We start from the raw sequence: 24,250 nt of genomic DNA, 5'->3' as shown, positions 1-24,250 counted from the left end.
GGACGGCGGGGCGGCGCGGTGGCGCGTCAGCGGTCGAAGTCCAGCTCCACTTCCGCCGTCGCCGCGTGCGACTGGCAGGCCAGTACGTAACCCGCCTCGGTCTCCTCCGGCTCCAGCGCGTAGTTGCGGTCCATCCGCACCTCGCCGGAGACCAGGAAGGCCCGGCACGTGCCGCAGACCCCGCCCTTGCAGGCGTACGGGGCGTCCGCGCGGCTGCGGAGCACCGTGTCCAGCAGCGATTCGCCGTCGAGCACCGGCCAGTTGCCGGACCGGCCGTCGAGCGTGGCGGTGAGGGTGCTGCTCGTGAGGGTCGTGACCGGCGTGCTGGTGGCCGTGCCCGTGCCGTCGTCGACGTGGAAGATCTCCTCGTGGATGCGCTTCCTCGCCCCCCCGAGGGCGCGCAGCGCCCGCTCTGCGCCCTGGACGAGACCGAACGGCCCGCACAGGAACCAGCCGTCGACGTCCGCCACCGGAAGGAGCGCGGGCAGCAGCCGGGTCAGCCGGTTCTCGTCGAGCCGGCCGGACGGCAGCCCCGCCTGCTGCTCTTCGCGCGAGAGCACGGTGACGAGCTGGAACCGGTCCGGGTAGCGGTCCTTGAGGTCGGCCACCTCCTCCAGGAACATCGTCGAGGCCGCCGTGCGGTCGCTGCGCAGGAGGCAGAACGTGGCGTCGGGTTCCCGCGCCAGCAGGGTGGCGGCCATCGACAGCACCGGCGTGATGCCGCTGCCGCCGACGACGGCCGCGAAGCGGCCCGGTCGCGGCTCCAGTACGAAGCGGCCGGTCGGCGCCATCGCCTCGACCGTGTCTCCGGCGGCCAGCTCCTTGAGGGCGTACGTGGAGAAGTCACCGCCGTCGACCAGCCTGATGCCCACCCGCAGCACCGGGTCCAGCGGTGCCCGGGTGGCCGGGGCGCAGATCGAGTAGGTACGGCGGATCTCCACGCCGGCCACGACGCGGCGCAGCGCGATGTGCTGGCCGGGGGTGTGCCGGAAGGTCTCGCGGAGCTCGGGCGGCACGGCGAGGGTGACGGCCACGGAGTCGTCGGTGAGCCGCTCGACCTCGTGGACCCGGAGCGGATGGAACCCGGCCCGTCCGGCGTCTGAGGACAGCATCTACAACTCCTTGAAGTGGTCGAACGGTTCGCGGCAGGAGACGCAGCGGCGCAGCGCCTTGCAGGCGGTGGAGGAGAACCGGCTGAGCAGCTCGGTGTCGGTGGAGCCGCAGTGCGGGCAGCGCACCGACAGGGTGAGGGGCACGGGTCCGCCGTCGGCGGGCTGCGGGCGCGGCGGGGCTATGCCGAACTCCGCCAGCTTGCGGCGGCCCTCGGCGCTGATGTCGTCCGTCGACCAGGCGGGGGACAGGACGGTGCGCACGGTGACCTCCGGTATGCCGGCGTCGTGCAGCACGCGCTCGATGTCCGAGGACATCGCCTCGATCGCCGGGCAGCCGGTGTACGTCGGCGTGAGCTCGACCTCGACCCGGCCGGGCCCGAAGACGTGGACGCCGCGCAGGACGCCCAGTTCCTCCAGGGTGAGCACCGGCAGCTCCGGGTCGGGGACCGCGCCCGCGACCCTGCGCAGCTCGGCCTCCAGGTGCGTCTCGGTCACCATGTCGCCCCCGGGTGGCTGCGGTGCAGGTGCTGCATCTCGGCGATCATCCGGCCGAACGGTTCGGTGTGCAGGCCCTGGCGGCCGGCTCCCGCGGCCCACGCGCCGCTGCGCGGCCCTTCGGGCACGGTGAGCGTCGCCCGCTCCAGGATCGCGCCGACCGACTCGCGCCAGTCGTCCTCCAGCTTTCGCCAGTCGACGTCGACGCCCTCGACGGGCTGGAACATCTCGCCGGTGAAGCGCCACAGCGTGTCGCAGCCCTGCTGCATCCGCTCGTGGCTCTCCGGTGTGCCGTCGCCGAGGCGAAGGGTCCAGTGCTCGGCGTGGTCCCGGTGGTAGGCGACCTCCTTGACGGCCTTCGCCGCCAGCGGGGCGAACTCGCCGTCCCCGGCCGCGAGCTGCCCGTACAGCAGCGACTGGTAGGTGGAGAAGTAGAGCTGGCGCGCGATGGTCTGCGCGAAGTCGCCGTTCGGCTGCTCGACCAGCTGGAGGTTGCGGAAGGCCCGCTCCTCGCGGAGGAACGCCAGCTCGTCCTCGTCGCCGACAAGCGACAGCAGCACGCGGGCCTGTCCCAGCAGGTCCAGGGCGATGTTGGCGAGTGCCACCTCCTCCTCGAGGACGGGGGCGTGTCCCGCCCACTCCCCCAGCCGGTGCGACAGCACCAGCGCGTCGTCGCCGAGGGCGAGGGCGGCGGGCGCCGCGGTCACAGGTACGCGGTTCACAGGTGCCGCACTCCCTCGGGGATCTCGTAGAACGTGGGGTGCCGGTAGGGCTTGTCGGCGGCCGGCTCGAAGAACGGGTCCTTCTCGTCCGGCGAGGACGCCGTGATCGCCGCCGAGGGCACGACCCACAGAGAGACGCCCTCGGACCTGCGGGTGTAGAGGTCGCGGGCGTTGCGCAGGGCCATCTCCGCGTCCGGCGCGTGCAGGCTGCCGGCGTGGGTGTGGGACAGTCCGCGGCGCGAGCGCACGAACACCTCCCAGAGCGGCCAGTCGGTGTGGGTCATGCTCCTGCCTTCCCGTGCTTGGCGGCGTACGCGCTCGCCGCCTCCCGGACCCAGGCGCCTTCTTCGTGCGCCGTGCGCCGCTGCGAGATCCGCTGCTCGTTGCAGGGACCGTTGCCCTTCAGTACGTCCCAGAACTCGTCCCAGTCGATCGGGCCGAAGTCGTGGTGCCCGCGCTCCTCGTTCCACCGCAGCTCCGGGTCGGGGAGGGTGAGCCCCAGCGCCTCCGCCTGCGGGACGGCGATGTCGACGAAGCGCTGACGCAGTTCGTCGTTGGAGTGGCGCTTGATCTTCCAGGCCATGGACTGGGCGGAGTGGGCCGACTCGTCGTCCGGGGGGCCGAACATCATCAGCGAGGGCCACCACCAGCGGTCCACGGCGTCCTGCGCCATGGCGTGCTGCTCGGGGGTCCCCTTGCTGAGGTGGAGCAGCAGCTCGTATCCCTGCCGCTGGTGGAACGACTCCTCCTTGCAGATCCGGACCATCGCGCGGGCGTACGGGCCGTAGGAGCAGCGGCACAGCGGCACCTGGTTGGTGATCGCCGCGCCGTCCACCAGCCAGCCGATGGCGCCGACGTCGGCCCAGGTCAGCGTGGGGTAGTTGAAGATCGACGAGTACTTCTGGCGGCCGGAGTGGAGCTTGTCGAGGAGCTCTTCGCGGCTGGTGCCGAGGGTCTCGGCGGCGCTGTAGAGGTACAGGCCGTGTCCCGCCTCGTCCTGCACCTTGGCCATCAGGATCGCCTTGCGGCGCAGGGAGGGCGCGCGGGTGATCCAGTTGGCCTCGGGCTGCATGCCGATGATCTCGGAGTGGGCGTGCTGGGCAATCTGGCGGACCAGCGAGGCCCGGTAGTCGTCCGGCATCCAGTCCCGGGGCTCGACGCGCTCGTCCGCCGCCACCGCGGCGTCGAACGCCGCTGCGTGCGCGGCCGTCCGCTCCGCCTCCGTGGCCTGCGCCTCAGCCGTCGTACGGTGCGCAGCTGCTGTAGCCATCCGAGCCCCCTGCCGTCCCTGCCGGCTTCGTCTCCGCCGACGTCCCGACCGACCGATCGTTCGGTCCGATGACTTCAATGGTGAGTCGGCGGCCCGTAGGGTGTCAACCCTGTGGATAACTGTGGGGGACCGACGGTGATCGGGGCGGGATGGATTCGTACGACGACAGGGGCGTGACCGCCGGGCGGGACGACGGTTCCGCACCGGGCGCCACAGACGCCCCACAGGCCCCGCGCGCGGCCGGGATACCCGGTGGCGGCATAGCGGCCCTCTCCCGGCCCTACCAGGCGGTGGCGGCCCTCGCGCTGGCCTTCGTCGGGGTGGTCGCCTGCGTGCATGTCGGGATGGTCTTCCTGCACGTCGCGCCGTCGAACACTCTCACGAAGCAGAACAGCGAGGCCATCGACGACTGGGTCTACCCGGAGTTCGAGCAGAACTGGAAACTGTTCGCTCCCAATCCGCTCCAGCAGAACATCGCCGTACAGGTGCGGGCGCAGGTCCGTACGGACGGCGGGCAGTGGAAGACCACCGACTGGATCGACCTCTCGGCCGAGGACGGCGAGGCGATACGCGGCAATCTGCTGCCGAGCCACACCGTGCAGAACGCGCTGCGCCGGGCGTGGGACTTCTACACCGCCTCCCACGACAACGCGAACAAGCCGAACGGCATGCGCGGCGCTCTCTCCGAGCGCTATGTACGGCGCACGGTCATGCTGCGCCTGGCCCGGCAGGACCTGGGCGGCGAGGTCGTGCGGATACAGGTCAGGTCCGAGACCAAGTGGGTGAAGGCGCCGTCGTGGAGCGAGGAGAAGACGAACAGCACCCCGGCCCATCGGGTGCTTCCGTGGTGGCCGGTGACCGAGGCGGATCTTCCGGAGGGCGCTCGGCGCGCGTCGGAGGCGGCCCGGTGAGCACCCCCGACCGCACGCGGTCAGTCCCGGCGCAGGCCGGTGCGGCGTCCCCCGGCTCCCCGCCGCCCGTCCCCGCGTCCCCCGACCTCGCCGCGTCGGACCGCACGCCGTCCGACCCCGCCGCGTCGGACCGCACGCCGCCCGTGGGCGGGCCGTCGGCCCATTCCTTCGCCGCCGTCAGGTCAGCGCCCGCCCGGGCGTTCGCGAGCGGCGTCCAGCGCGTGACGTCGACCGCCCTGGGGCCGTACCAGAGCGCCGTCGTCCGCATCGGTTTCTCGCTGACGTGGCTCCTCTTCCTGCTCTTCGAGTATCCGCACCGGCGTGAGTTGTACGGCCCGGACGGGCCGTGGGGCTGGGACATGGCCCGGCAGCTGATAGGCGACAACAACGCCTTCACCGCCCTGATGTGGTCGCAGAGCACGGTCTGGTTCGAGATCGTGTACGGGCTCGCGGTCGTGTCCGCGGCGCTGCTCATGGTGGGCTGGCGTACCCGGACCATGTCGGTCCTCTTCATGGTCGGCGTGCTGTCGCTGCAGAACCGCAGCATCTTCATGGGCGACGGCGGCGACAACGTCATCCACCTCATGGCGATGTACCTCGTACTGACCCGGTGCGGTCAGGTGTGGTCGCTGGACGCGCGCCGCGATCCCGGCCGCCCCGACCGGGTCGGGCCCGTGCTGTGGGGTGCGCTGGCCGCCTGTCTCGTGGCGCTCACCTTCTCGGGCGAGTTGAGCGGTGGCTGGCTGCTGATCTTCTGGGGGCTGCTGGGTGTGCACGCCCTGTGGTGGGCGGCCGGCCGTTACGCGCCCGGCCATCCCCGCGTCCTGCTGGACGTCGTCACCAACGTCGTGCACAACGCCGGCCTGGCCGTGATCATGGCCGAGGTCTGCCTCGTCTACGCCACCGCGGGCTGGTACAAGGTCCAGGGCTCGCGCTGGCAGGACGGCACCGCCCTCTACTACCCCTTGCATCTGGACTACTTCTCGCCCTGGCCGGGTCTGTCGGGGCTGCTGGCCTCCAGCGGTGTGATCGTGATGCTGCTGACGTACGGGACGGTGGTCGTTCAGGTCGCGTTCCCGTTCACGCTGTTCAACCGGCGGGTCAAGAACGTCCTGCTCGCGGTCATGATCGCCGAGCACGCGGCGATTGCCGTGCTGCTGGGGCTGCCCTTCTTCTCGCTCGCGATGATCGCCGCCGACGCGGTCTTCCTGCCGACCGGATTCCTGCGGCGGGTCGGCCGATGCGCGGCTGGTGGGAAGGCCAGGGTGCTGCGGCGCGGGGCGGCGACGGACGACGGGCCGGTGGAACGGCGCCCGCAGGAGGAGCAGGTCCGTACGCCGGTCGAGTGAGAGGCCCGTGCGGGATCAGCGAGAGATCTGTACGCCGGTCGGGTGAGGAGCCCGTGCGCGATCAGCGAGAGGTCCCTACGCCGGTCGGGTGAGAGGCCGGGCCACGGGCTCGCCGTAGGCTGAGGCCATGACTGAGGACGTGGCCGAGGCCGTGGTGCGGCAGTGGCGTGAGGCCGCTCCCGACGCCGTTCTGCTGGACGGCTTCCATGCCCTGAAGCACGCGATCCGCTTCGGTGCACAGGTGCGGCTGACGCTCGCGAGCGCCGGCGGGCGGTTCTGGAGCTCGCGCGGGAGCTGGCCGACGACCTGTCGGGCGTCCTCGCCGAGTCCGTCGTGGAGATCCCCGCCCACCTCCTGCGTGAGCTGGTGCCGAGGGTACATACGACGGCGGTGGTGGCTCTGGCGGTCCGGCGCGACGCCGAAGCGAACGCGCGGGCGCTTGCCCGGCTGCCCAGGCCGGCCCCGGTCGTCGTACTGGACAACCCGCGGAACCTCGGCAACGTGGGTGCGGTCGTCCGGCTGGCCGCCGGATTCGGCGCCACGGGCGTCGTCACGACCGGCGACATGGACCCCTGGCACCCCAATGCCGTACGCGCCGGCGCCGGGCTGCACTACGCCACGGCCGTCGAGCGCAGGAGCCTCGACGCCCTGCCGCCGGGGCCGCTGTACGTACTGGACCCGGAGGGCGACGACATCCGGTCCGTCGAGGTGCCCGACGACGCGCTCGTCGCCTTCGGTTCGGAGCGCCACGGGATCTCACCGGAGCTGCGGAGCCGCGCGACGAGGCTGGTGTCCCTGCCCATGCGGCCGCAGGTGTCGAGCTACAACCTGGCGACGAGTGTGGCCATGACGCTGTTCCACTGGGGCGGGCCGCCCGCCGCCACCACCGCGTGAGCGGGGCGGCGACGGGCCGGACGCCGGCGCGGGGCTGACGGGGTCACGCCTGGCGGCGTACCTCGACGATCCGGAAGCGGTTGGCCACGAAGGCCGCGTCGCACAGGGCGGCGTTGGCCGCCGGGTTGCCGCCCGAGCCGTGGAAGTCGGAGAACGCCGCCGTCTGGTTGACGTAGACGCCGCCCGTGAGGTTCAGCGAGAGCTGCGCGGACTCCTCCAGGCAGACCTCTTCGATGGCGGCCTCGGTGACCTGGGAGGTCGTGTAGGCGCCCACGGTCATGGCGCCCTTCTCCCGCACCGTGCGGCGCAGCAGTTCGAGGCCGTCCTGCGTGGAGTTCACGGCGACGGCGAAGGAGACCGGGCCGAAGCACTCGGACATGTAGGCGGCTTCGGCGTCCGGCTTGGCGCCGTCGAGCTTGACCATGACGGGCGTGCGGACGACCGCGTCGGGGAAGTCCGGGTGGGTGACCTCCCGGGAGGGGAGGGCCACTTCGCCCAGCTCGGCGGCCGCTTCGAGGCGGGCCTTGACGTCGGGGTTGACGAGGGCGCCGAGCAGGGCGTTGGCCCGGGCGTCGTCGCCCAGCAGGCCGGCGACCGAAGCCGCGAGGTCGGAGACGACCTCGTCGTACGACTTCTCGCCCGCGTCCGTCATGACCCCGTCGCGCGGGATCAGGAGGTTCTGCGGAGTGGTGCACATCTGGCCGCTGTAGAGGGACAGGGAGAACGCCAGGTTGGACAGCATCCCCTTGTAGTCGTCCGTGGAGTCGACGACGACGGTGTTGACGCCCGCCTTCTCGGTGTAGACCTGCGCCTGGCGGGCGTTCGCCTCCAGCCAGTCGCCGAAGGACGTGGACCCCGTGTAGTCGATGATCCGGATCTCGGGCCGGGTCGCGAGGGTCTTCGCGATGCCTTCGCCGGGCCGCTCGACCGCCAGCGCCACGAGGTTCGGGTCGAAGCCGGTCTCGGCGAGGACCTCGCGGGCGATGCGGACCGTGAGGGCCAGCGGGAGCACCGCGCGGGGGTGCGGCTTGACGAGGACGGGGTTGCCGGTGGCCAGGGAGGCGAAGAGGCCGGGGTAGCCGTTCCAGGTGGGGAAGGTGTTGCAGCCGATCATCAGCGCGATGCCGCGCGGGACGGCGGTGAAGGACTTGCTGAGGCTGAGCGGGTCGCGCTTGCCCTGCGGCTTGGCCCACTCGGCCGTGCCGGGCGTGCGGGTCTGCTCGGCGTACGCGTACGCCACGGCCTCCAGGCCGCGGTCCTGGGCGTGCGGGCCGCCCGCCTGGAGCGCCATCATGAAGGCCTGCCCGCTGGTGTGCATGACCGCGTGCGCGAGCTCGTGCGTGCGGGCGCTGATGCGCGAAAGGATCTCGAGGCAGACCAGGGCGCGGTTCTCGGGGCCGGCCTCGCGCCAGGCGGCCATGCCGGCGCGCATCGCCGGAAGCAGTACGTCGATGTCGGCGTGCGGGTACTCGATGCCCAGTGCCGGGCCGTACGGGGAGACCTCGCCGCCCGTCCAGCCGTCGGTGCCGGGCTGGTCGAGCTCGAAGCGGCTGCCCTGGAGGGCCTGGAAGGCAGCGAGCCCTTCGGCGGCGGTCAGGCTGCCGTTCTCGCCGTATGCCTTGGGGTGCTCGGGGTGCGGGGACCAGTACTCGCGCGTGCGGATCACGTCGAGCGCCTTGTCGAGCGTGGTCCGGTGCTTCTCGGACAGCTGTGAAGTGGTGAGTTCGGCGGCCACGGCGGACCAACTCCTCGTCGAGCTGGGCAGGGACAGGCGGACACGAGATACAGTAACCGAACGATCGGTCGGGACAAGAGGGCCCGGTAAAACCTGTGGACAACTCGTACGGGAGGATCGGGTCATGACAGCTATCGATCGAGCCCGCACCGTCGCCGTGGTCGGCACCGGCACCATGGGTCAGGGCATCGCGCAGGTCGCTCTCCTCGCCGGTCACCCGGTGCGTCTGTACGACGCGGGCCCGGGCAGGGCGCAGGAGGCCGTCGAGGCCGTGGGCGCCCGCCTGGAGCGGCTCGTCGAGAAGGGCAGGCTCGACCGCGGGGACGCGGACGCCGCGCTCGCCCGGCTGCACACCGCGGGGGACCTCGCCGAGCTGGCGGACGCCGCGCTGGTCGTCGAGGCGATCGTTGAGCACCTGCCGGTCAAGCAGCAGCTCTTCTCGGCGCTCGAAGCGGTCGTGTCCGACGACTGCCTCCTCGCCACGAACACCTCCTCGCTGTCCGTCACGGCCATCGCCGGTCCCCTGAAGAACCCGGGCCGTTTCGTGGGCCTGCACTTCTTCAACCCCGCGCCGCTGCTGCCCCTCGTCGAGGTCGTCAGCGGGTTCGCGACCGACGAGGCGAGCGCCACGCGCGCGTGGGCGACGGCGGCGGCCTGGGGCAAGACCCCGGTGCGCTGCTCGGACACCCCCGGTTTCATCGTCAACCGCATCGCCCGCCCCTTCTACGCCGAGGCTTTCGCGGTGTACGAGGAGCAGGGCGCGGACCCGGCGACGATCGACGCCGTCCTGCGCGAGTCGGGCGGGTTCAGGATGGGCCCCTTCGAGCTGACCGACCTGATCGGGCAGGACGTCAACGAGGCCGTCACCCGGTCGGTCTGGGAGTCGTTCTTCCAGAGCCCCAAGTTCGTCCCCTCCCTCGCTCAGCGCCGTCTCGTCGAGTCGGGCCGGCTCGGCCGCAAGTCGGGTCACGGATGGTTCCCGTACGGAGCGGAGGGAGCGGTCGCGCCCGCGCCCCGGACCGCCGCCCCCGAGCAGGCGCCGCAGGCCGTCACCGTCGTGGGGGACCTCGGCCACGCCGACGTCCTCGTCGCGATGATGGAGGAGGCGGGCATCGCGGTGGAGCGGGTCGAGGCGGGCGGGCCGTACATCGAGCTGCCCGGCGAGGGGCAGCTGGTGCCGGCCGACGGCCGGACCTCCGTCGAGTACGCGGACGTCGTCTACTTCGACCTCGCGCTCGACTACCGCGGCGCCACCCGGATCGCGCTGTCCGCGTCCGGGGACACGTCCGCGCGGGCGGTCGCCGAGGCCACCGGCCTGTTCCAGAAGCTCGGCAAGGACGTCAGCGTCATCGGCGACGTCCCCGGCATGATCGTGGCCCGTACGGTCGCGATGCTCGTCGACCTGGCGGCGGACGCCGTCGCGCGGGGCGTCGCCTCGCCGGAGGACATCGACACGGCGATGCGGCTCGGCGTGAACTACCCGCTGGGGCCGGTCGAGTGGGGCCGGGCGCTGGGACGCGACTGGGCGTACGACCTGCTGAAGAACCTGCACGAGTGCTGTCCGACCGGGCGCTACGCCCCGTCCCTGGCGCTCTACCGGCAGGCGTTCGCCGGCAAGGAGGAGGACGCCCGATGACCACCGCGAAGCGTGACACGTACACGCCCGAGACGCTCCTGACGGTGGCGGTCCGGGTCTTCAACGAGCGCGGTTACGACGGCACCTCCATGGAGCACCTGTCCAAGGCGGCCGGCATCTCGAAGTCGTCGATCTACCACCACGTGACGGGCAAGGAGGAGCTGCTGCGCCGGGCTGTCAGCCGCGCCCTCGACGGGCTCTTCGGGATCCTCGACGAGCCGGGGGCGTCGCGCGGGCGGGCGATCGAGCGGGTCGAGTACGTGACGCGGCGCACCGTGGAGGTGCTGATGGCGGAGCTGCCGTACGTCACGCTGCTCCTGCGCGTACGGGGCAACACGCAGGCGGAGCGCTGGGCGCTGGAGCGGCGGCGTGAGTTCGACCAGCGGGTCGCCGATCTGATGAAGGCGGCGGCGGCCGACGGCGATCTGCGCGCGGATGTCGACATACGCATGGCCACGCGCCTGCTGTTCGGAATGATCAACTCGCTGGTGGAGTGGTACCGGCCGCAGGTGGCCGGGGCCGGCGGCGGCACGGACGGGGAGCAGCTCGCCGAGACGGTGGTGCGGCTGGCCTTCGACGGTCTGCGGACCAGCCGCTGAGCGTGCTCACGGCTCCTGGGGCGGCAGGGGGCCCTGGGGCGGGTGGGGGAAGGCGGCCTGGTCGGCCGAGTCGAGGTCGGTCTCCTCGAAGACCAGCAGCGTGCGCGTGCTGAGCACTTCCGGAATGGACTGGATCTTCGTCAGGACGAGTTCGCGCAGCGCTCTGTTGTCGGCCGTGTGGACCAGCAGCAGTACGTCGAAATCGCCGCTGACCAGCGCGATGTGAGCGGCGCCCGGGAGTTCCTTGAGGCGCTCGCGGACGGTGCGCCAGGAGTTCTGCACGATCTTGAGCGTGATGTACGCCGATGCTCCCTGCCCCGCGCGTTCGTGGTCCACGCGCGCGCTGAAGCCGCGGATCACGCCGTCCTCGATGAGGCGGTTGATGCGGGCGTAGGCGTTGGCGCGCGAGACGTGGACGCGCTCGGCGACGGACCGTATCGACGCGCGGCCGTCTTTTTGCAGCATGCGCAGGATGTCGCGGTCGATGGAGTCCAGCGGGCGCGCGGGCGGGCCCGCTCCCGCGTCGGCCATTTGTTCAGGTGCCATGTCCCCCCGCTCCCCTCTGATGGACGACCTGCCCCTATCCCAGGCTGTGGAGAACCGTTTGTCCACAGGCTGGAGGTGCCTGTAGCCAAATTGCGTCCACGACCGAACAATCGGTAGGTGAGGCACACCACATTGCTGTGCCTTCTCACCGCTCCCACGAGGAGGTGCACGCGATGAAGAAGAGCACCATGACGGCGCGGCCGGTCCGGTCGGCCGGGCCGGCGCAGGCACGGTCCGGCGCCGCCGCCCCCCGGCCGGCCGCTCCCCCGGCCTGGAAGCCCCGTATGGACCCCGCCCCGCTGCTCCCGGACAGCGAGCCGCACCGCGTGCTCGGCACCGACGCCGCCGCCCGGCTCGACGCCGGGCTGATGCGGAGGCTGTACGCGGAGCTGGTGCGCGGCCGGCGGTACAACACGCAGGCGACCGCGCTGACCAAGCAGGGCCGCCTCGCCGTCTACCCCTCCAGCACCGGGCAGGAGGCCTGCGAGGTCGCGGCCGGACTCGTCCTGGAGGAGCGGGACTGGCTCTTCCCGAGCTACCGGGACACCCTCGCCGCCGTGGTGCGCGGACTGGACCCCGTCGAGGCGCTGACGCTGCTGCGGGGCGACTGGCACACGGGTTACGACCCGCGTGTGCGCCGCATCGCGCCGCTGTGCACGCCGCTGGCGACGCAGCTGCCGCACGCGGTGGGCCTGGCGCACGCCGCCCGCCTCAAGGGCGACGACGTCGTGGCGCTCGCCATGGTCGGCGACGGCGGCACCAGTGAGGGCGACTTCCACGAGGCGCTGAACTTCGCCGCCGTCTGGCGGGCTCCGGTCGTCTTCCTCGTGCAGAACAACGGCTTCGCGATCTCCGTGCCGCTGGCCAAGCAGACCGCCGCCCCGTCCCTGGCCCACAAGGCCGTCGGGTACGGCATGCCGGGCCGGCTGGTCGACGGCAACGACGCCGCCGCCATGCACGAAGTACTGGCCGAGGCGGTGGAGCGGGCCCGCAGGGGTGGCGGTCCCACGCTGGTCGAGGCGGTCACGTACCGCATGGAAGCCCACACGAACGCCGACGACGCGACCCGGTACCGGGGCGACGCCGAGGTCGAGGCATGGCGTGCCCACGACCCGGTCGACCTCCTGGAGCGGGAACTCACGGAGCGCGGAATGCTGGACGAGGACGCCGTACGGGAGGCCCGTGAGGCCGCCGAGGCGATGGCCGCCGACCTGCGCGAGCGGATGAACGCGGACCCGGTGCTCGACCCCATGGACCTTTTCGCGCACGTCTACGCCGAGAAGACCGCGCAACTCAGGGAGCAGGAAGCCCTGCTGCGGGCCGAGCTCGATGCGGAGGACGAACGATGACGACGGCAGCGACGACCGCGGTCGACGCGAAGCCCGCCAAGCCGGCGACGATGGCGCAGGCCCTCGGGCGGGCGATGCGCGACGCGATGGCGGAGGACCCGTCCGTCCACGTGATGGGCGAGGACGTCGGCGCGCTCGGCGGGGTGTTCCGGGTCACGGACGGGCTCGTGAAGGAGTTCGGCGAGGACCGGGTCACCGACACGCCGCTCGCCGAGGCGGGGATCCTGGGAACGGCCGTCGGGATGGCGATGTACGGGCTGCGGCCCGTCGTCGAGATGCAGTTCGACGCCTTCGCGTATCCGGCGTTCGAGCAGCTCATCAGCCATGTGGCGCGGATGCGCAACCGCACGCGCGGCGCGATGCCGATGCCGATGGTGATCCGCGTGCCGTACGGCGGCGGGATCGGCGGCGTCGAGCACCACAGCGACTCGTCCGAGGCGTACTACATGGCGACTCCGGGGCTCCATGTCGTGACGCCCGCGACGGTCGAGGACGCGTACGGGCTGATGCGGGCGGCGATCGCGTCCGACGACCCGGTGGTGTTCCTGGAGCCGAAGCGGCTGTACTGGTCGAAGGCGGCGTGGTCGCCGGAGGCTCCGACGGCCGTCGAGCCGATCGGACGGGCGGTCGTGCGGCGCTCCGGGCGCAGCGCGACGCTCATCACGTACGGGCCGTCCCTGCCGGTGTGCATGGAGGCGGCGGAGGCGGCCGAGGCGGAGGGCTGGGACCTGGAGGTCGTCGACCTGCGCTCGCTCGTGCCGTTCGACGACGAGACGGTGGCCGCTTCGGTACGGCGTACCGGCCGGGCGGTCGTCGTCCACGAGTCCACCGGTTTCGGCGGGCCCGGCGGGGAGATCGCGGCCCGGGTGACGGAGCGCTGCTTCCACCATCTGGAGGCGCCGGTGCTGCGGGTCGCCGGGTTCGACATCCCGTATCCGCCGCCGATGCTGGAGCGGCACCATCTGCCGGGTGTGGACCGGGTGCTCGACGCGGTCGCGCGGCTCCAGTGGGAGGCGGACGTCTGATGCCGAACGCTTTCGACATGGCGAGCCTGGAGTTCAAGCTGCCCGACCTCGGTGAGGGGCTGACCGAGGCGGAGATCGTGCGCTGGCTGGTGGAGGTGGGCGACGTCGTCGCCGTCGACCAGCCGGTGGTCGAGGTGGAGACGGCCAAGGCGATGGTGGAGGTGCCGTGCCCGTACGGGGGCGTGGTGACCGCCCGCTTCGGCGAGGAGGGGACCGAACTGCCCGTCGGGTCGCCGCTGCTGACGGTCGCGGTGGGGGCGTCGGATTCCGCTGCCACTCCCGCGGCGGCTACGGCTCCCGCTCCGGCTGCGGCTGCGGCCTCGGACGAGGCGGAGTCGTCGGGGAACGTGCTGGTGGGGTACGGCACGGGTGCGGCGGTGGCACGGCGGCGGCGCATCCGGCCGGACGCGGCTCGTGGGGCCGTGGCCGTTGCCGAACCGGCCGCGGCGCCCGCTGTGCCGGCTGAGCGAGTCGCGTCGGCCGCGCCGGTGGGGCACGACGGGCCCGTTCCGGTGATCTCGCCGCTGGTGCGGCGGCTGGCCCGGGAGAACAGCCTCGATCTTCGGGCGCTGAAGGGCTCCGGCCCGGACGGGCTGATTCTGCGGTCCGACGTGGAGGGCGCCATTCGGGGGAAGCGGGCGCCCGAGCCCGCGGCCCCCGCGCCGGTGGCGGCGGCTTCCGCCGCCGTCGGCGAGCGCGTGCCGCTGCGGGGCATGCGCGGCGCCGTCGCCGACAAGCTGTCGCGCAGCCGGAGCGAGATCCCGGACGCCACCTGCTGGGTGGACGCGGACGCGACCGAGCTCATGGCGGCCCGGGCGGCGATGAACCAGGCCGGCGGACCGCCGGTGTCGGTACTGGCGCTCCTGGCCCGGATCTGCACGGCCGCCCTGGCCCGCTTCCCGGAGCTGAACTCCACGGTGGATATGGCCACCCGCGAGATCGTCCGGCTGCCGGGCGTGCACCTCGGGTTCGCGGCGCAGACCGAGCGGGGCCTGATGGTGCCCGTCGTACGCGACGCGCACGCCCGCACCGTGGACGGGCTGAGCGCGGAGTTCGCCCGGCTGACGGAGTCGGCCAGGAAGGGGTCGCTGACCCCGGCGGAGCTGACGGGCGGCACGTTCACGCTGAACAACTACGGCGTGTTCGGGGTCGACGGGTCCACACCGATCATCAACCACCCGGAGGCCGCGATGCTCGGTGTCGGGCGGATCGTGCCCAAGCCGTGGGTGCACGACGGCGAGTTGGCGGTGCGCAAGGTGGTGCAGCTGTCGCTGACGTTCGACCACCGGGTGTGCGACGGGGGAACCGCGGGCGGGTTCCTGCGGTACGTGGCGGACTGCGTGGAGCACCCGGCGCTGCTGCTGCGCTCGCTCTAGCCGCCGCCCGGGGCCGCCGCCCCGCCCCAGCCCTCCCCGCAGCGGGGCCCCGCCCCCGCATGGGCGGGGGCGGGGGAGGGCGGCGGAAACCCCGCCCCGCATACTCGGGGCATGACCGCGACCGCGTACGACGCCATCGTGCTCGCCGGAGGGGCCGCCAGACGGCTCGGCGGGGTGGACAAGCCCGGTGTGCGCGTGGGCGGACGGACCCTGCTCGACCGGGTACTGGGCGTGTGCCGCGGGGCCGGTACGACCGTCGTCGTCGGCGGGCGGCGGGCGACCGTGCGCCCGGTCGAGTGGGTGCGCGAGGAACCGGCCGGGGGCGGGCCGCTGGCCGCGCTGGACACCGGGGTGCGGCGCACCACCGCCGAGACCGTGCTCGTACTCTCCGCCGACCTGCCCTTCATCCGGCGCGCGACGGTTCAGCGGCTGCTCGACACGCTGGCGGGCGGCGACGCCGAAGCGGCGCTGCTCGTGGACCCGGGCGGCCGGGACCAGCCGCTCGTCGCCGCCTACCGCGCCGAACCGCTGCGCCGCGAACTGGCCCTCCTCGCCACCGAACACGGCGCCCTGTCCGGGCTGCCGCTGCGGCTGCTGACGCACGAACTGGCCCTGACGCGTGTTTCCGCCGGGCCGCTCGACTCCTTCGACTGCGACACCTGGGAAGACATTGCCGCCGCCCGGTCGAGGATCAGGGAGCATGGGCACGTGCTGGATGAATGGATGACCGCAGTCAAGGACGAACTCGGCGTCGAACTCGATGTCGACATCAACGTCCTGCTCGACCTCGCCCGCGACGCCGCGCACGGCGTCGCCAGGCCCGCCGCGCCGCTCACCACCTTCCTGGTCGGCTACGCGGCGGCGAAGGCGGGCGGCGACGGGCCCGAAGCCGTCGCCGAAGCGGCTCGCAAGGCCGCCGCTCTCGCGGCCCGTTGGGCCGCCGAGGCGGAGGAAGATGCCGAGCGGGAGAACACGGGAGAGGCCCCGGGGCGCGGCGCGGAAGACGGCGCCGGGTGAACCAGGAGGATCGCGAGGTCGACGAGGCGCTCGCGCTCGTCAACCGGTCGGCGGAGGAGGCGCAGGCGGTACGGGCCCAGGCACCCGGCCCCGGTCCCGGCTCCGGTCCCGGTCCCGGCTCCGGCCCCGGCTCCGGTCCCGGCCCCGGCCCCGGCCCCGGCCCCGGCTTCGGTCCGGACCGGTCGGGCCGCGACGACGACCGGGCCGCCACGCCGCCCGCCACACCGGGGGCGCCGCCGGCCACCGGGCCGCGGGCGCCTGAGCCCACCACCCCGCAGACGACCCCGCCCGACACCCCGCAGTCATCCCCCGCCACCACCCCGCAGGTGTCCCCTCAGACGGCCTCGTCCCCGCCCCCCGCCCGTACCAGGGCCACGCCCTGGCGCGAAGCCCGTGCCGTCGCCGGCCGGGCCGGTGGCGCCGTGCCGCACCGCACGAGCCGCGTGGCACTCGCGCAGGCCCTCGGACAGGTGCTCGCCGAGCCTCTGCGGGCCCTCACCGACCTGCCGTCGTTCGACACCTCCGCCATGGACGGCTGGGCGGTCGCCGGGCCGGGCCCGTGGTGGACCGTCGACGAGGGGGGCCAGGTGCTGGCCGGGCACGCCGCGCCCGGCGCGCTGGCCGACGGTGCGGCCGTGCGCATCGCCACCGGCGCGCGGATCCCGCCGGACGCAACCGCCGTCATCCGCAGCGAACACGCCGGGCTCGACGAGGCCAAGGGGCGGCTGCACGCAAGCCGTGAGGTCGTCCAGGGGCAGGACATCCGCCCGCGCGGCCAGGAGTGCCGCACAGGCGACCAGTTGCTGCCCGCCGGGGCCCTGGTGTCGCCCGCCGTGCTCGGGCTCGCCGCCGCCGCCGGCTACGACGAGCTGGCCGTCGTTCCGCGGCCTCGCGTCGAAGTGCTCGTGCTGGGCGACGAGTTGCTGAGCGAGGGGCTGCCGCACGACGGGATGGTCCGTGACGCCCTCGGCCCGCTCCTCGCCCCCTGGCTCCGTGCGCTGGGCGCCGAGGTGCTCGCCACCCGCCACCTCGGCGACGACGCCGACGCGCTCCACCGGGCGGTCACCGCATCCGAGGCCGACCTCGTGGTCACCACCGGCGGCACGGCGGCCGGTCCGGTCGACCACGTGCACCCGATCCTGCGCAAGGCAGGGGCCGAACTGCTGGTCGACGGGGTCGCGGTGCGGCCGGGCCACCCGATGCTGCTGGCGCGCCTCGGCGGGTCAGCCGAGGGCCGGTACCTGGTGGGGCTGCCCGGCAACCCGCTCGCCGCCGTGTCCGGCCTGCTGACGCTCGCGGAGCCGCTGCTGCGCGCCCGTGCCGGGCGGGCGCCCCTCGCGCCGTACACCTCGCCCGTACGGGACGACGTGAACGGTCATCCGCACGACACCCGGCTGGTGCCCGTCGTCCACCGCGCGGGCGGTGCGGACGGGAACGGGCCGGAGCAGGCCGTGCCCCTGCACTACAACGGTCCGGCCATGCTCCGCGGCATCGCCGCCGCCGACGGTCTCGCCGTCGTGCCGCCGGGCGGCGCGCGGGCCGGCCAGGAACTGGAAATCCTCGATCTGCCCTGGACAGAAGGACGTTTCACGTGAAACTTCCCGGCCAAGACGCAATGGCCCGGCACGCCGACGAGCATCTCGTCACCGCTCGGATCAAGCTGCCGCGCCGTATCGTCGACCGCCCGCTGCGGCAGGTCGGCAAGCGGCTGCTGATGGCGCTGGGGGTCCTGGTGGTGACGGTGCTCATCGTCTACCTCGACCGCGACGGCTACCACGACAACGCCGACGAGAACCTCTCGCTGCTCGACGCCGTCTACTACTCCACCGTGACCCTGTCCACCACGGGTTACGGCGACATCGTGCCGCACAGCGACAGCGCCAGGCTCATCAATGTGCTGGTCGTGACGCCGCTGCGCGTGCTCTTTCTGATCATCCTGGTCGGCACCACTCTTGAGGTCCTCACGGAACGGACCCGGGAGGAGTGGCGGCTGAACCGCTGGAGGGCTCACTTGCGCGACCACACCGTCATCGTCGGATTCGGCACCAAGGGACGTTCCGCGATCCAGACCCTGGCCGCCACGGGGCTCCGCAAAGAGCAGATCGTGGTCGTCGACCCGAGCGCGAAGGTGATCGAGGCGGCCAACGCCGACGGTTTCACGGGTGTCCTGGGTGACGCGACCCGCAGCGACGTACTGCTGCGCGCCGAAGTGCAGCGGGCCCGCCAGGTCGTCATCTCGACCCAGCGCGACGACACGGCGGTCCTGGTCACGCTGACCGCGCGCCAGCTCAACCGGGGCGCCAAGATCGTCGCCGCGGTCCGCGAGGAGGAGAACGCGCCGCTGCTGCGCCAGTCGGGCGCCGACGCCGTCATCACCAGCGCCAGTGCCGCCGGCCGCCTCCTGGGCCTGTCCGTGCTCAGCCCGAGCGCCGGCACGGTGATGGAGGACCTGATCCAGCAGGGCAGCGGCCTGGACCTCATCGAGCGGCCGGTGATAAAGGCCGAGGTGGGCAAGAACGTACGGGAGACCGAGGACCTGGTGGTCAGCGTCCTGCGTGGACACCGGCTGCTCGGTTACGACGATCCGGAGGCCAGCCCGCTCCAGCTGACGGACCGGGTGATCACCATCGTGCGCGCCTCACCGGGCGTCACCAGTGTGGGCGGAGACATGCGGGTGACGATGCCGGAGTGACCCATACCCCCGGCCGCCCGGGACGTGGTGGCCGGGGAGGCGGAGTGGTGCGCTCCGGTGCGGAGTAGCCTCGCGGCCATGTATGCGATCACGATCCCTGAACCCGGTGGCCCCGAGGCGCTCGTATGGGCGGAGGTCCCCGATCCCGTACCCGGCGAGGGCGAGGTCCTCGTCGAGGTCGCCGCGAGCGCCGTCAACCGCGCCGATCTGCTGCAACGCCAGGGCTTCTACGACCCGCCGCCCGGTGCCTCCCCGTACCCCGGCCTGGAGTGCTCCGGCCGCGTGGCAGCGCTCGGACCGGGCGTCTCCGGCTGGTCCGTCGGCGACGAGGTCTGCGCCCTGCTGACCGGCGGCGGGTACGCGCAGAAGGTCGCCGTGCCGGCGGGGCAGCTGTTGCCCGTACCCCCGGGCATGGACCTGGTCACGGCGGCGTCCCTGCCCGAGACGACCTCGACGGTCTGGTCGAACGTCTTCATGATCGCCCACCTGCGCCCCGGTGAGACGCTGCTGCTGCACGGCGGCGCGAGCGGCATCGGCACGATGGCGATCCAGCTCGCCAAGGCCGTCGGCGCGCGGGTCGCGGTCACCGCCGGTGGTCCGGAGAAGCTGGCGCGGTGCGCGGAGCTGGGCGCGGACATCCTCATCGACTACCGCGAGCAGGACTTCGTGCAGGAGCTGCGCAAGGCCACGGACGGGGTCGGCGCGGACGTCATCCTGGACATCATCGGGGCCAAGTACCTGGACCGTAACGTGAAGGCGCTCGCCGTCAACGGCCGCCTCGCGATCATCGGGATGCAGGGCGGCGTGAAGGGCGAGGTCAATCTGAGCGCCCTGATGAAGAAGCGGGCCGCCATCACCGCCACGACGCTGCGGGCGCGTCCGCTCGGCGAGAAGGCTGCGATCGTCGCGGCCGTGCGGGAACACGTGTGGCCGCTGATCAGCACGGGCCGCGTGCGCCCGGTCGTCGACCGGGTCGTGCCGATGCCGGAGGCCGCCGAGGCCCACCGGGCGCTGGAGGCGGGCACGCATGTCGGCAAGATCCTGCTGACGAGCGCCTGAGCGTCCGTTCCGTAGGTACGCCGAGCGCCTGAGCGTCCGCCCCTGTACGTACGCCGGCCGCCTGAGCCGGTCCCACCCGTGCCAGAGGCCCGCACCGCCGTCCGGGCGGTGCGGGCCTCTCGTCATGCGCCGGGCGAACCGGCTGTCGGCCGTCGCGGTACAAGACCCCACAGGACCGCCCGCACAGGCCCGGCCCTACTGGCCCGGCGCACTGTGACGCCCCTACAGGTACGGTCCCGAGCGCACCGGCCCGTGGCCGTCCTCCTGGCCGTCGTCCTCGTGCCCCACGCCGGGCGGAAGCGCGCGCCGCATCTGCTCCAACTGGGCCCGCGCCGCCATCTGCTGGGCGAAGAGCGCCGTCTGGATGCCGTGGAAGAGACCTTCCAGCCACCCCACCAACTGGGCCTGTGCGATGCGCAGTTCCGCCTCGGAGGGGATCGCCTCGTCCGTGAACGGCAGGGAGAGCCGCTCCAGCTCCTCCACCAACTCCGGCGCCAGGCCGTCTTCGAGCTCCTTGACCGAGCTGGCGTGGATGTCCTTCAGCCGTACCCGGCTGGCCTCGTCGAGAGGAGCCGCCCTCACTTCCTCCAGGAGCTGCTTGATCATGCTGCCGATGCGCATGACTTTCGCGGGCTGTTCGACCATCTCCGTCACTGGCACCTCGCGCGACTCGTCGTCCGCGCCGCCGAGAGCCATTCCGTCCTGCCCTACGACCAGGACGTGGGGGCTCTCCTGCGACCGTTCACCCTTCGGCATCTCCATACGGCCATTCTCTCGCACACGTGCGTCACCACACGGTGTGCCCCCGCACAGGGGTGATCCACCCTGTACGGGGGCACGGGAACCGATCGCCGTCGGTCAGGCCGCCGCGCGCCGCGCCACGGCGGTGCGGGACCGGGTGACCAGTGCGGCCAGGAGCGCCGCGCCCACGGGTACGGCGACGAGCAGGGCCGCGAGGGTCTCCCACGGGATGACGATCGGGACGTACGGCACGCTCAGGGCGCCGCCCGTGCCGTCGTTCACCGCCTGCTCGTACCACTTGAGCGCCTGGCGTTCCTCCGTGAGCCGCAGTCCGACGGCGGGCAGCACACCCGCGGCGGAACCGAGCACCACGCCCATCGCGGCGACCACCCCGCACTGGAAACCGCTCAGCGTCCTGCGCACCCGCGGGGGCGCGCCGACCGCGGCGAGGGTCTTCAGGTCGGGCTCGGCGTCGGTCTGGGCGAGGCCCGTCGCGATGCCGGCGGCGCCGATGGTGACGAGTCCGGCGAAGACGGCCAGGGCCAGCAGTTCGATGCTGTTGTCGCTGGTGTAGCCCTTCTCGACGTACAGGACGCCGTCGGCGCCCAGGGTGTCGAGTGCGGCCTGGAGCTTCTGCTCCTGGGTGCCGCTGGGCAGCTTCCCGGTCGAGAAGTACGCGCCGGCCGGCGCCGTGATCAACCCGGCGTCCTTCGCCGCCCCGGCGGGCAGCACCACCTTGACGCCGTACGCATGGGCCGACTTCGGGGCCTGGTGGACGGGGAAGGACTTGATCTCCCCGGGGTACTCCTTGCCCTGCTGTGTCATCAGGTCGGCCTTGTCGGGGTCGTCGATCAGCTTGATGCCGAGCTTCCCCTTCTCGACGTTGCGCCGGTCGAAGGAGACGGCCTTGCCGCTCTTGAGGGCGTCCGCGGCGGCGGGGTCGTCGACCGCGAGGACCGAGAGCAGCTTCTCGTCGGCGACCAGTACGTCGTACTCGGCGTAGTGCTCGCTCTCCTCGCAGCGCCAGTCCTTCGACAGCTTGCGGCGCTCGGCCGCCGGGATGTCCTCGCTGTCCGGGGACCACAGCGCGCAGCGGTTCTCCTTGGGCGTGTAGATCTCGTACCGCCCGCAGCCCTTGGCTTCGCTGTACGGGAGGCAGTTGGCGCTGCCCACGGCGATGCGGTCGACGTCGGCGCGCACGTCGACGGGGTAGTGCTTCTGGACGGCCGCGCGGATGGCGGGCACGTCCCGGCCGCCGCCCTCGGGGTTCATCACCGTTCCCACGCCGTACGGGAGCCGCGCCGAGTACTCGGCGCGCTGCTGGACGTCGTCGCTGGCGGTGTACGTCGCCACCGCGACGGTGCCCGCGACGGCCGCCAGCACGGCGGCGACGGCGGGGGCCGTACGGCCGCGGTTGCGCACGGCGTCGCGCAGGGCGAGGCGCGGCGACAGCGGCAGCCACGTGCCGAGCCGGCCGAAGAGGCCGACCAGGGCGGGGGTGAGCGCGACGACGCCCAGCTCGGCGAGCGCGCTGCCGCCCGCGACGACGGTGGAGTTGTCGGTGGCGCCGGCGCCGTAGACGGTGATGGTGATGCCCAGGCCGGTCGCGATGAGGCCGACGACGGGCAGGACGCGGTTGGAACGGCGTACTCCGCGGCGGCCGGTCAGCGAGGCCAGTACGGACTGGCGGGACGCGGTGACGGCCGGGACGATCGCGGCCAGCAGGCCGGTGACGACGGCCACCAGGCCGATCCCGAGCAGTTCCAGCGGACGGATGTCGAAACTGCCGAACCGCTTGCCCATGTAGTCCTCGAGCAGCGGCCGCAGCGCGAAGGTGAGGAGCAGCCCGAGCGCGGTGCCGACGAGGGCGGCGGCGACGCCGACCACCAGGCCGCCGGAGAGCACGATGGCGCGGATGTGACGGCGGTCGCCGCCGTTGGCGCCGACGAGGCCGAGCTGGCGTGCGGAACGCCGGGCGCCGACCGCGAAGGCGGGACCGGCCAGCAGGCAGATCTCCAGCATGGCGAGGCCGACGACGGTGGCGACGACGGCCAGCGCCGCGGCGTCGGACGCCGCGCTCTGCTCGAACGCGCCTTCCCAGCCCTCCTTCTGGTAGAGCGCCACGTCGGAGCGGGCGGGCGGGTCGACGGCGACGGCACGCGAGACGACCGTGATGCCGTGGCGGTTGGCCTCCTCGACCATGTTCCACGTGAAACCGTCGCCGCCGACCGACACCAGGTACGTACTGGAGGTCTCCGTACCGGGCAGGTCGTCGGCCTTCAGGGCCTTGTCCAGGGGCGCGAGGAAGGTGCCGGGCGGGGCCAGCACCTCGTCGGCCTTGAGGGAGTCGGGAAGTTCGTACGAGCCGACGATCCGGTACTCGGTCCCGAGTCCCCGGGCGGCGACCGTGGAGCCGACCTTGAGGCCGGAGGACTCCAGGAAGTGCGTGGTGGCGGCGACCTCGCCGGCCTTCTCCGGGAACCGGCCCTGCTCCAGGGTCATCATGCCCCTGGTCATCGGGTCGGTCGCGTCCACTTCGTGGATCACGGTGTTGAGCAGCCCGTGCTCGGTGCGGAGCTTTCCGCTGCCGCTCGAGTCCTTGAGCGTCTTGGCGCCCGCCGGGAAGGCCGCCGGGATGTCACCGGCGCCCTCGGGCCACGGCTCGCTCTCGTCGTAGTCCTTCACCGGCACGGAGCTGTTGCCGGCGGGATCCTGGAGGATCGGCACGCCGCCGACGCCCGGGTCGCTCATCCGGGCGTCGGCGGCGCCCAGGCTGCGGTCCATCTGCTGCCCGGCGGAGAGTTCGGCGCTGCGCAGGGTCAGATCGACGGCGCTCACGCCGAGGATCGGCAGAGCGATCATGGCGAGTACGAGAGCGCTGCGGCCCTTGAAGCGCCAGGCGTCGCGGCGGGCGATGCGCACCGCGGCCACCCAGGAGTGGTACCAGCGGTTCACTGGGCGGCCGCCTGCCCGGAGAGCAGCGAGTCGGCCTGGCTGCGCAGGGTCTCGTCGACGACGGACCCGTCGCGCAGGAAGACGACCCGGTCGGCCCAGGCCGCGAAGCGCGGCTCGTGGGTGACGAGGATGCCCGCGGCGCCGGCGTCGCAGCGCGCGCGCAGGAGCGCGAGCACGGACTCGCCCGTCTCGGAGTCCAGGGCGCCGGTCGGCTCGTCGGCGAGGACGAGGCGGCGGTCGCCCACCAGGGCGCGGGCGATGGCCACGCGTTGCTGCTGGCCGCCGGACATCTCGTCGGGGAAGCGGTCGGCGAGCTGTCCGAGGCCCATCTCCTCCAGCGCGGCGACGGCCGAGACGCGGGCCTTCCGGGCGGACACGCCGTCCAGTTCGCGGGGCAGGGCCACGTTCTCGGCGGCGGTCAGGGCCGGTATGAGGTTGTAGTCCTGGAAGACGTAGCCGATGCTGCGGCGGCGCAGGGCGGCGAGTTCCTTGCGGCCGACCGTCGTGATGTCCGTGCCCTCGACGACGACGCGGCCCGAGGTGGGGCTGTCGAGTCCGCCGGCGATGGTCAGCAGGGTGGACTTGCCGGAGCCGGACGGGCCCATGACGGCGACGAGTTCGCCGGGGAACACCGAGAGGTCGACACCGCGCAGGGCGTGCACCTCGGTGGCGCCGCTGCCGTGGACACGGGTCAGCCGTTCGAGCTGCAATACCGGCTGCTGCTGTGACGGTTGGGGCTGGTGTGACTCATGAGGCATGGATCCGGG

21 protein-coding genes and 1 pseudogene are annotated in these 24,250 nt (G+C 72.8%); 12 read left to right on the top strand and 10 right to left on the bottom strand.

Annotated features, from left to right (window positions below; all coding sequences use genetic code 11):
- Positions 1-26: 26 nt before the first annotated feature.
- Genes ACWGH0_RS00260 through paaA form a run of 5 tightly spaced genes read right to left on the bottom strand, consistent with a single transcriptional unit; the run spans position 27 to position 3,599 of the window.
- A complete protein-coding gene (locus ACWGH0_RS00260; protein WP_453401850.1) occupies positions 27-1,112 on the bottom strand; it encodes a 2Fe-2S iron-sulfur cluster-binding protein in 1,086 nt (361 codons plus the stop codon).
- Complete coding sequence (gene paaD / locus ACWGH0_RS00255) at positions 1,113-1,610, bottom strand: 1,2-phenylacetyl-CoA epoxidase subunit PaaD (RefSeq protein ID WP_453401849.1); 498 nt, start codon at positions 1,608-1,610, stop codon at positions 1,113-1,115.
- The gene (gene paaC / locus ACWGH0_RS00250) at positions 1,604-2,329 is read right to left on the bottom strand and encodes a 1,2-phenylacetyl-CoA epoxidase subunit PaaC (RefSeq protein WP_453401848.1); all 726 of its coding nucleotides are present in this window, start codon (positions 2,327-2,329) and stop codon (positions 1,604-1,606) included. The genes paaD and paaC overlap by 7 nt, the downstream gene beginning before the upstream one ends.
- Positions 2,326-2,613, bottom strand: coding sequence for a 1,2-phenylacetyl-CoA epoxidase subunit PaaB (gene paaB, locus ACWGH0_RS00245; RefSeq protein ID WP_453401847.1), 288 nt, complete (start codon positions 2,611-2,613; stop codon positions 2,326-2,328). The genes paaC and paaB overlap by 4 nt, the downstream gene beginning before the upstream one ends.
- Entirely contained in the window at positions 2,610-3,599 is a 990-nt protein-coding gene (gene paaA, locus ACWGH0_RS00240) for a 1,2-phenylacetyl-CoA epoxidase subunit PaaA (protein WP_453401846.1), read from the bottom strand. The genes paaB and paaA overlap by 4 nt, the downstream gene beginning before the upstream one ends.
- Positions 3,600-3,748: 149 nt before the next feature.
- On the opposite strand from paaA, the gene ACWGH0_RS00235 reads away from it, so the two are divergent.
- The 3 genes and pseudogenes from ACWGH0_RS00235 (at position 3,749) to ACWGH0_RS00225 (ending at position 6,753) form a co-directional block, all read left to right on the top strand.
- A complete protein-coding gene (locus ACWGH0_RS00235; protein WP_453401845.1) occupies positions 3,749-4,510 on the top strand; it encodes a DUF5819 family protein in 762 nt (253 codons plus the stop codon).
- Between the two features lie 143 nt (positions 4,511-4,653).
- Positions 4,654-5,859, top strand: coding sequence for an HTTM domain-containing protein (locus ACWGH0_RS00230; RefSeq protein WP_453402049.1), 1,206 nt, complete (start codon positions 4,654-4,656; stop codon positions 5,857-5,859).
- Between the two features lie 127 nt (positions 5,860-5,986).
- Positions 5,987-6,753 (top strand): annotated as a pseudogene (locus tag ACWGH0_RS00225) (TrmH family RNA methyltransferase).
- A gap of 43 nt (positions 6,754-6,796) precedes the next feature.
- Here ACWGH0_RS00225 and paaN read toward each other — a convergent pair.
- Positions 6,797-8,488: a phenylacetic acid degradation protein PaaN gene (gene paaN / locus ACWGH0_RS00220; RefSeq protein WP_453401844.1), complete on the bottom strand. Its 1,692-nt coding sequence runs from the start codon at positions 8,486-8,488 to the stop codon at positions 6,797-6,799.
- A 124-nt stretch (positions 8,489-8,612) separates the two neighbouring features.
- Between paaN and ACWGH0_RS00215 the strand changes: the two genes are divergently transcribed.
- Both ACWGH0_RS00215 and ACWGH0_RS00210 read left to right on the top strand, forming a co-directional pair.
- Entirely contained in the window at positions 8,613-10,124 is a 1,512-nt protein-coding gene (locus tag ACWGH0_RS00215) for a 3-hydroxyacyl-CoA dehydrogenase (protein WP_453401843.1), read from the top strand.
- Complete coding sequence (locus tag ACWGH0_RS00210) at positions 10,121-10,723, top strand: TetR/AcrR family transcriptional regulator (RefSeq protein WP_453401842.1); 603 nt, start codon at positions 10,121-10,123, stop codon at positions 10,721-10,723. Before ACWGH0_RS00215 ends, ACWGH0_RS00210 begins: the two co-directional genes overlap by 4 nt.
- A gap of 6 nt (positions 10,724-10,729) precedes the next feature.
- Here ACWGH0_RS00210 and ACWGH0_RS00205 read toward each other — a convergent pair whose 3' ends face one another.
- The gene (locus ACWGH0_RS00205; protein WP_453401841.1) at positions 10,730-11,269 is read right to left on the bottom strand and encodes an Lrp/AsnC family transcriptional regulator; all 540 of its coding nucleotides are present in this window, start codon (positions 11,267-11,269) and stop codon (positions 10,730-10,732) included.
- A gap of 173 nt (positions 11,270-11,442) precedes the next feature.
- On the opposite strand from ACWGH0_RS00205, the gene pdhA reads away from it, so the two are divergent.
- The 7 genes from pdhA to ACWGH0_RS00170 all read left to right on the top strand — a co-directional run bounded on the left by pdhA (position 11,443) and on the right by ACWGH0_RS00170 (position 19,787).
- Positions 11,443-12,618: a pyruvate dehydrogenase (acetyl-transferring) E1 component subunit alpha gene (gene pdhA, locus ACWGH0_RS00200; RefSeq protein WP_453401840.1), complete on the top strand. Its 1,176-nt coding sequence runs from the start codon at positions 11,443-11,445 to the stop codon at positions 12,616-12,618.
- The gene (locus ACWGH0_RS00195) at positions 12,615-13,643 is read left to right on the top strand and encodes an alpha-ketoacid dehydrogenase subunit beta (RefSeq protein ID WP_453401839.1); all 1,029 of its coding nucleotides are present in this window, start codon (positions 12,615-12,617) and stop codon (positions 13,641-13,643) included. Before pdhA ends, ACWGH0_RS00195 begins: the two co-directional genes overlap by 4 nt.
- 17 nt (positions 13,644-13,660) lie before the next feature.
- Positions 13,661-15,019, top strand: a complete 1,359-nt coding sequence (locus tag ACWGH0_RS00190; protein WP_453402048.1) for a dihydrolipoamide acetyltransferase family protein — start codon at positions 13,661-13,663, stop codon at positions 15,017-15,019.
- Between the two features lie 111 nt (positions 15,020-15,130).
- Entirely contained in the window at positions 15,131-16,036 is a 906-nt protein-coding gene (locus tag ACWGH0_RS00185; RefSeq protein ID WP_453401838.1) for an NTP transferase domain-containing protein, read from the top strand.
- Complete coding sequence (locus tag ACWGH0_RS00180) at positions 16,033-17,631, top strand: molybdopterin molybdotransferase MoeA (protein WP_453401837.1); 1,599 nt, start codon at positions 16,033-16,035, stop codon at positions 17,629-17,631. The genes ACWGH0_RS00185 and ACWGH0_RS00180 overlap by 4 nt, the downstream gene beginning before the upstream one ends.
- A 20-nt stretch (positions 17,632-17,651) precedes the next feature.
- Positions 17,652-18,728, top strand: a complete 1,077-nt coding sequence (locus tag ACWGH0_RS00175) for a potassium channel family protein (RefSeq protein ID WP_453402047.1) — start codon at positions 17,652-17,654, stop codon at positions 18,726-18,728.
- Positions 18,729-18,806: 78 nt separating this feature from the next.
- Positions 18,807-19,787, top strand: a complete 981-nt coding sequence (locus tag ACWGH0_RS00170; RefSeq protein ID WP_453401836.1) for an NAD(P)H-quinone oxidoreductase — start codon at positions 18,807-18,809, stop codon at positions 19,785-19,787.
- Positions 19,788-20,009: 222 nt separating this feature from the next.
- On the opposite strand, the gene ACWGH0_RS00165 is transcribed toward ACWGH0_RS00170, so the two are convergent.
- The 3 genes from ACWGH0_RS00165 to ACWGH0_RS00155 all read right to left on the bottom strand — a co-directional run bounded on the left by ACWGH0_RS00165 (position 20,010) and on the right by ACWGH0_RS00155 (position 24,241).
- Positions 20,010-20,549, bottom strand: a complete 540-nt coding sequence (locus tag ACWGH0_RS00165) for a bacterial proteasome activator family protein (protein ID WP_453401835.1) — start codon at positions 20,547-20,549, stop codon at positions 20,010-20,012.
- A 96-nt stretch (positions 20,550-20,645) separates the two neighbouring features.
- A complete protein-coding gene (locus ACWGH0_RS00160; protein ID WP_453401834.1) occupies positions 20,646-23,483 on the bottom strand; it encodes an FtsX-like permease family protein in 2,838 nt (945 codons plus the stop codon).
- Positions 23,480-24,241 carry an ABC transporter ATP-binding protein gene (locus ACWGH0_RS00155; protein WP_453401833.1) on the bottom strand — a complete coding sequence of 254 codons (762 nt, stop codon included), beginning with the start codon at positions 24,239-24,241 and terminating at the stop codon, positions 23,480-23,482. Before ACWGH0_RS00155 ends, ACWGH0_RS00160 begins: the two co-directional genes overlap by 4 nt.
- Positions 24,242-24,250 lie beyond the last annotated feature (9 nt).

It is taken from the genome of Streptomyces sp. NPDC054887 (assembly GCF_053610585.1).
This window is presented reverse-complemented; position numbering and strand designations above follow the sequence as displayed.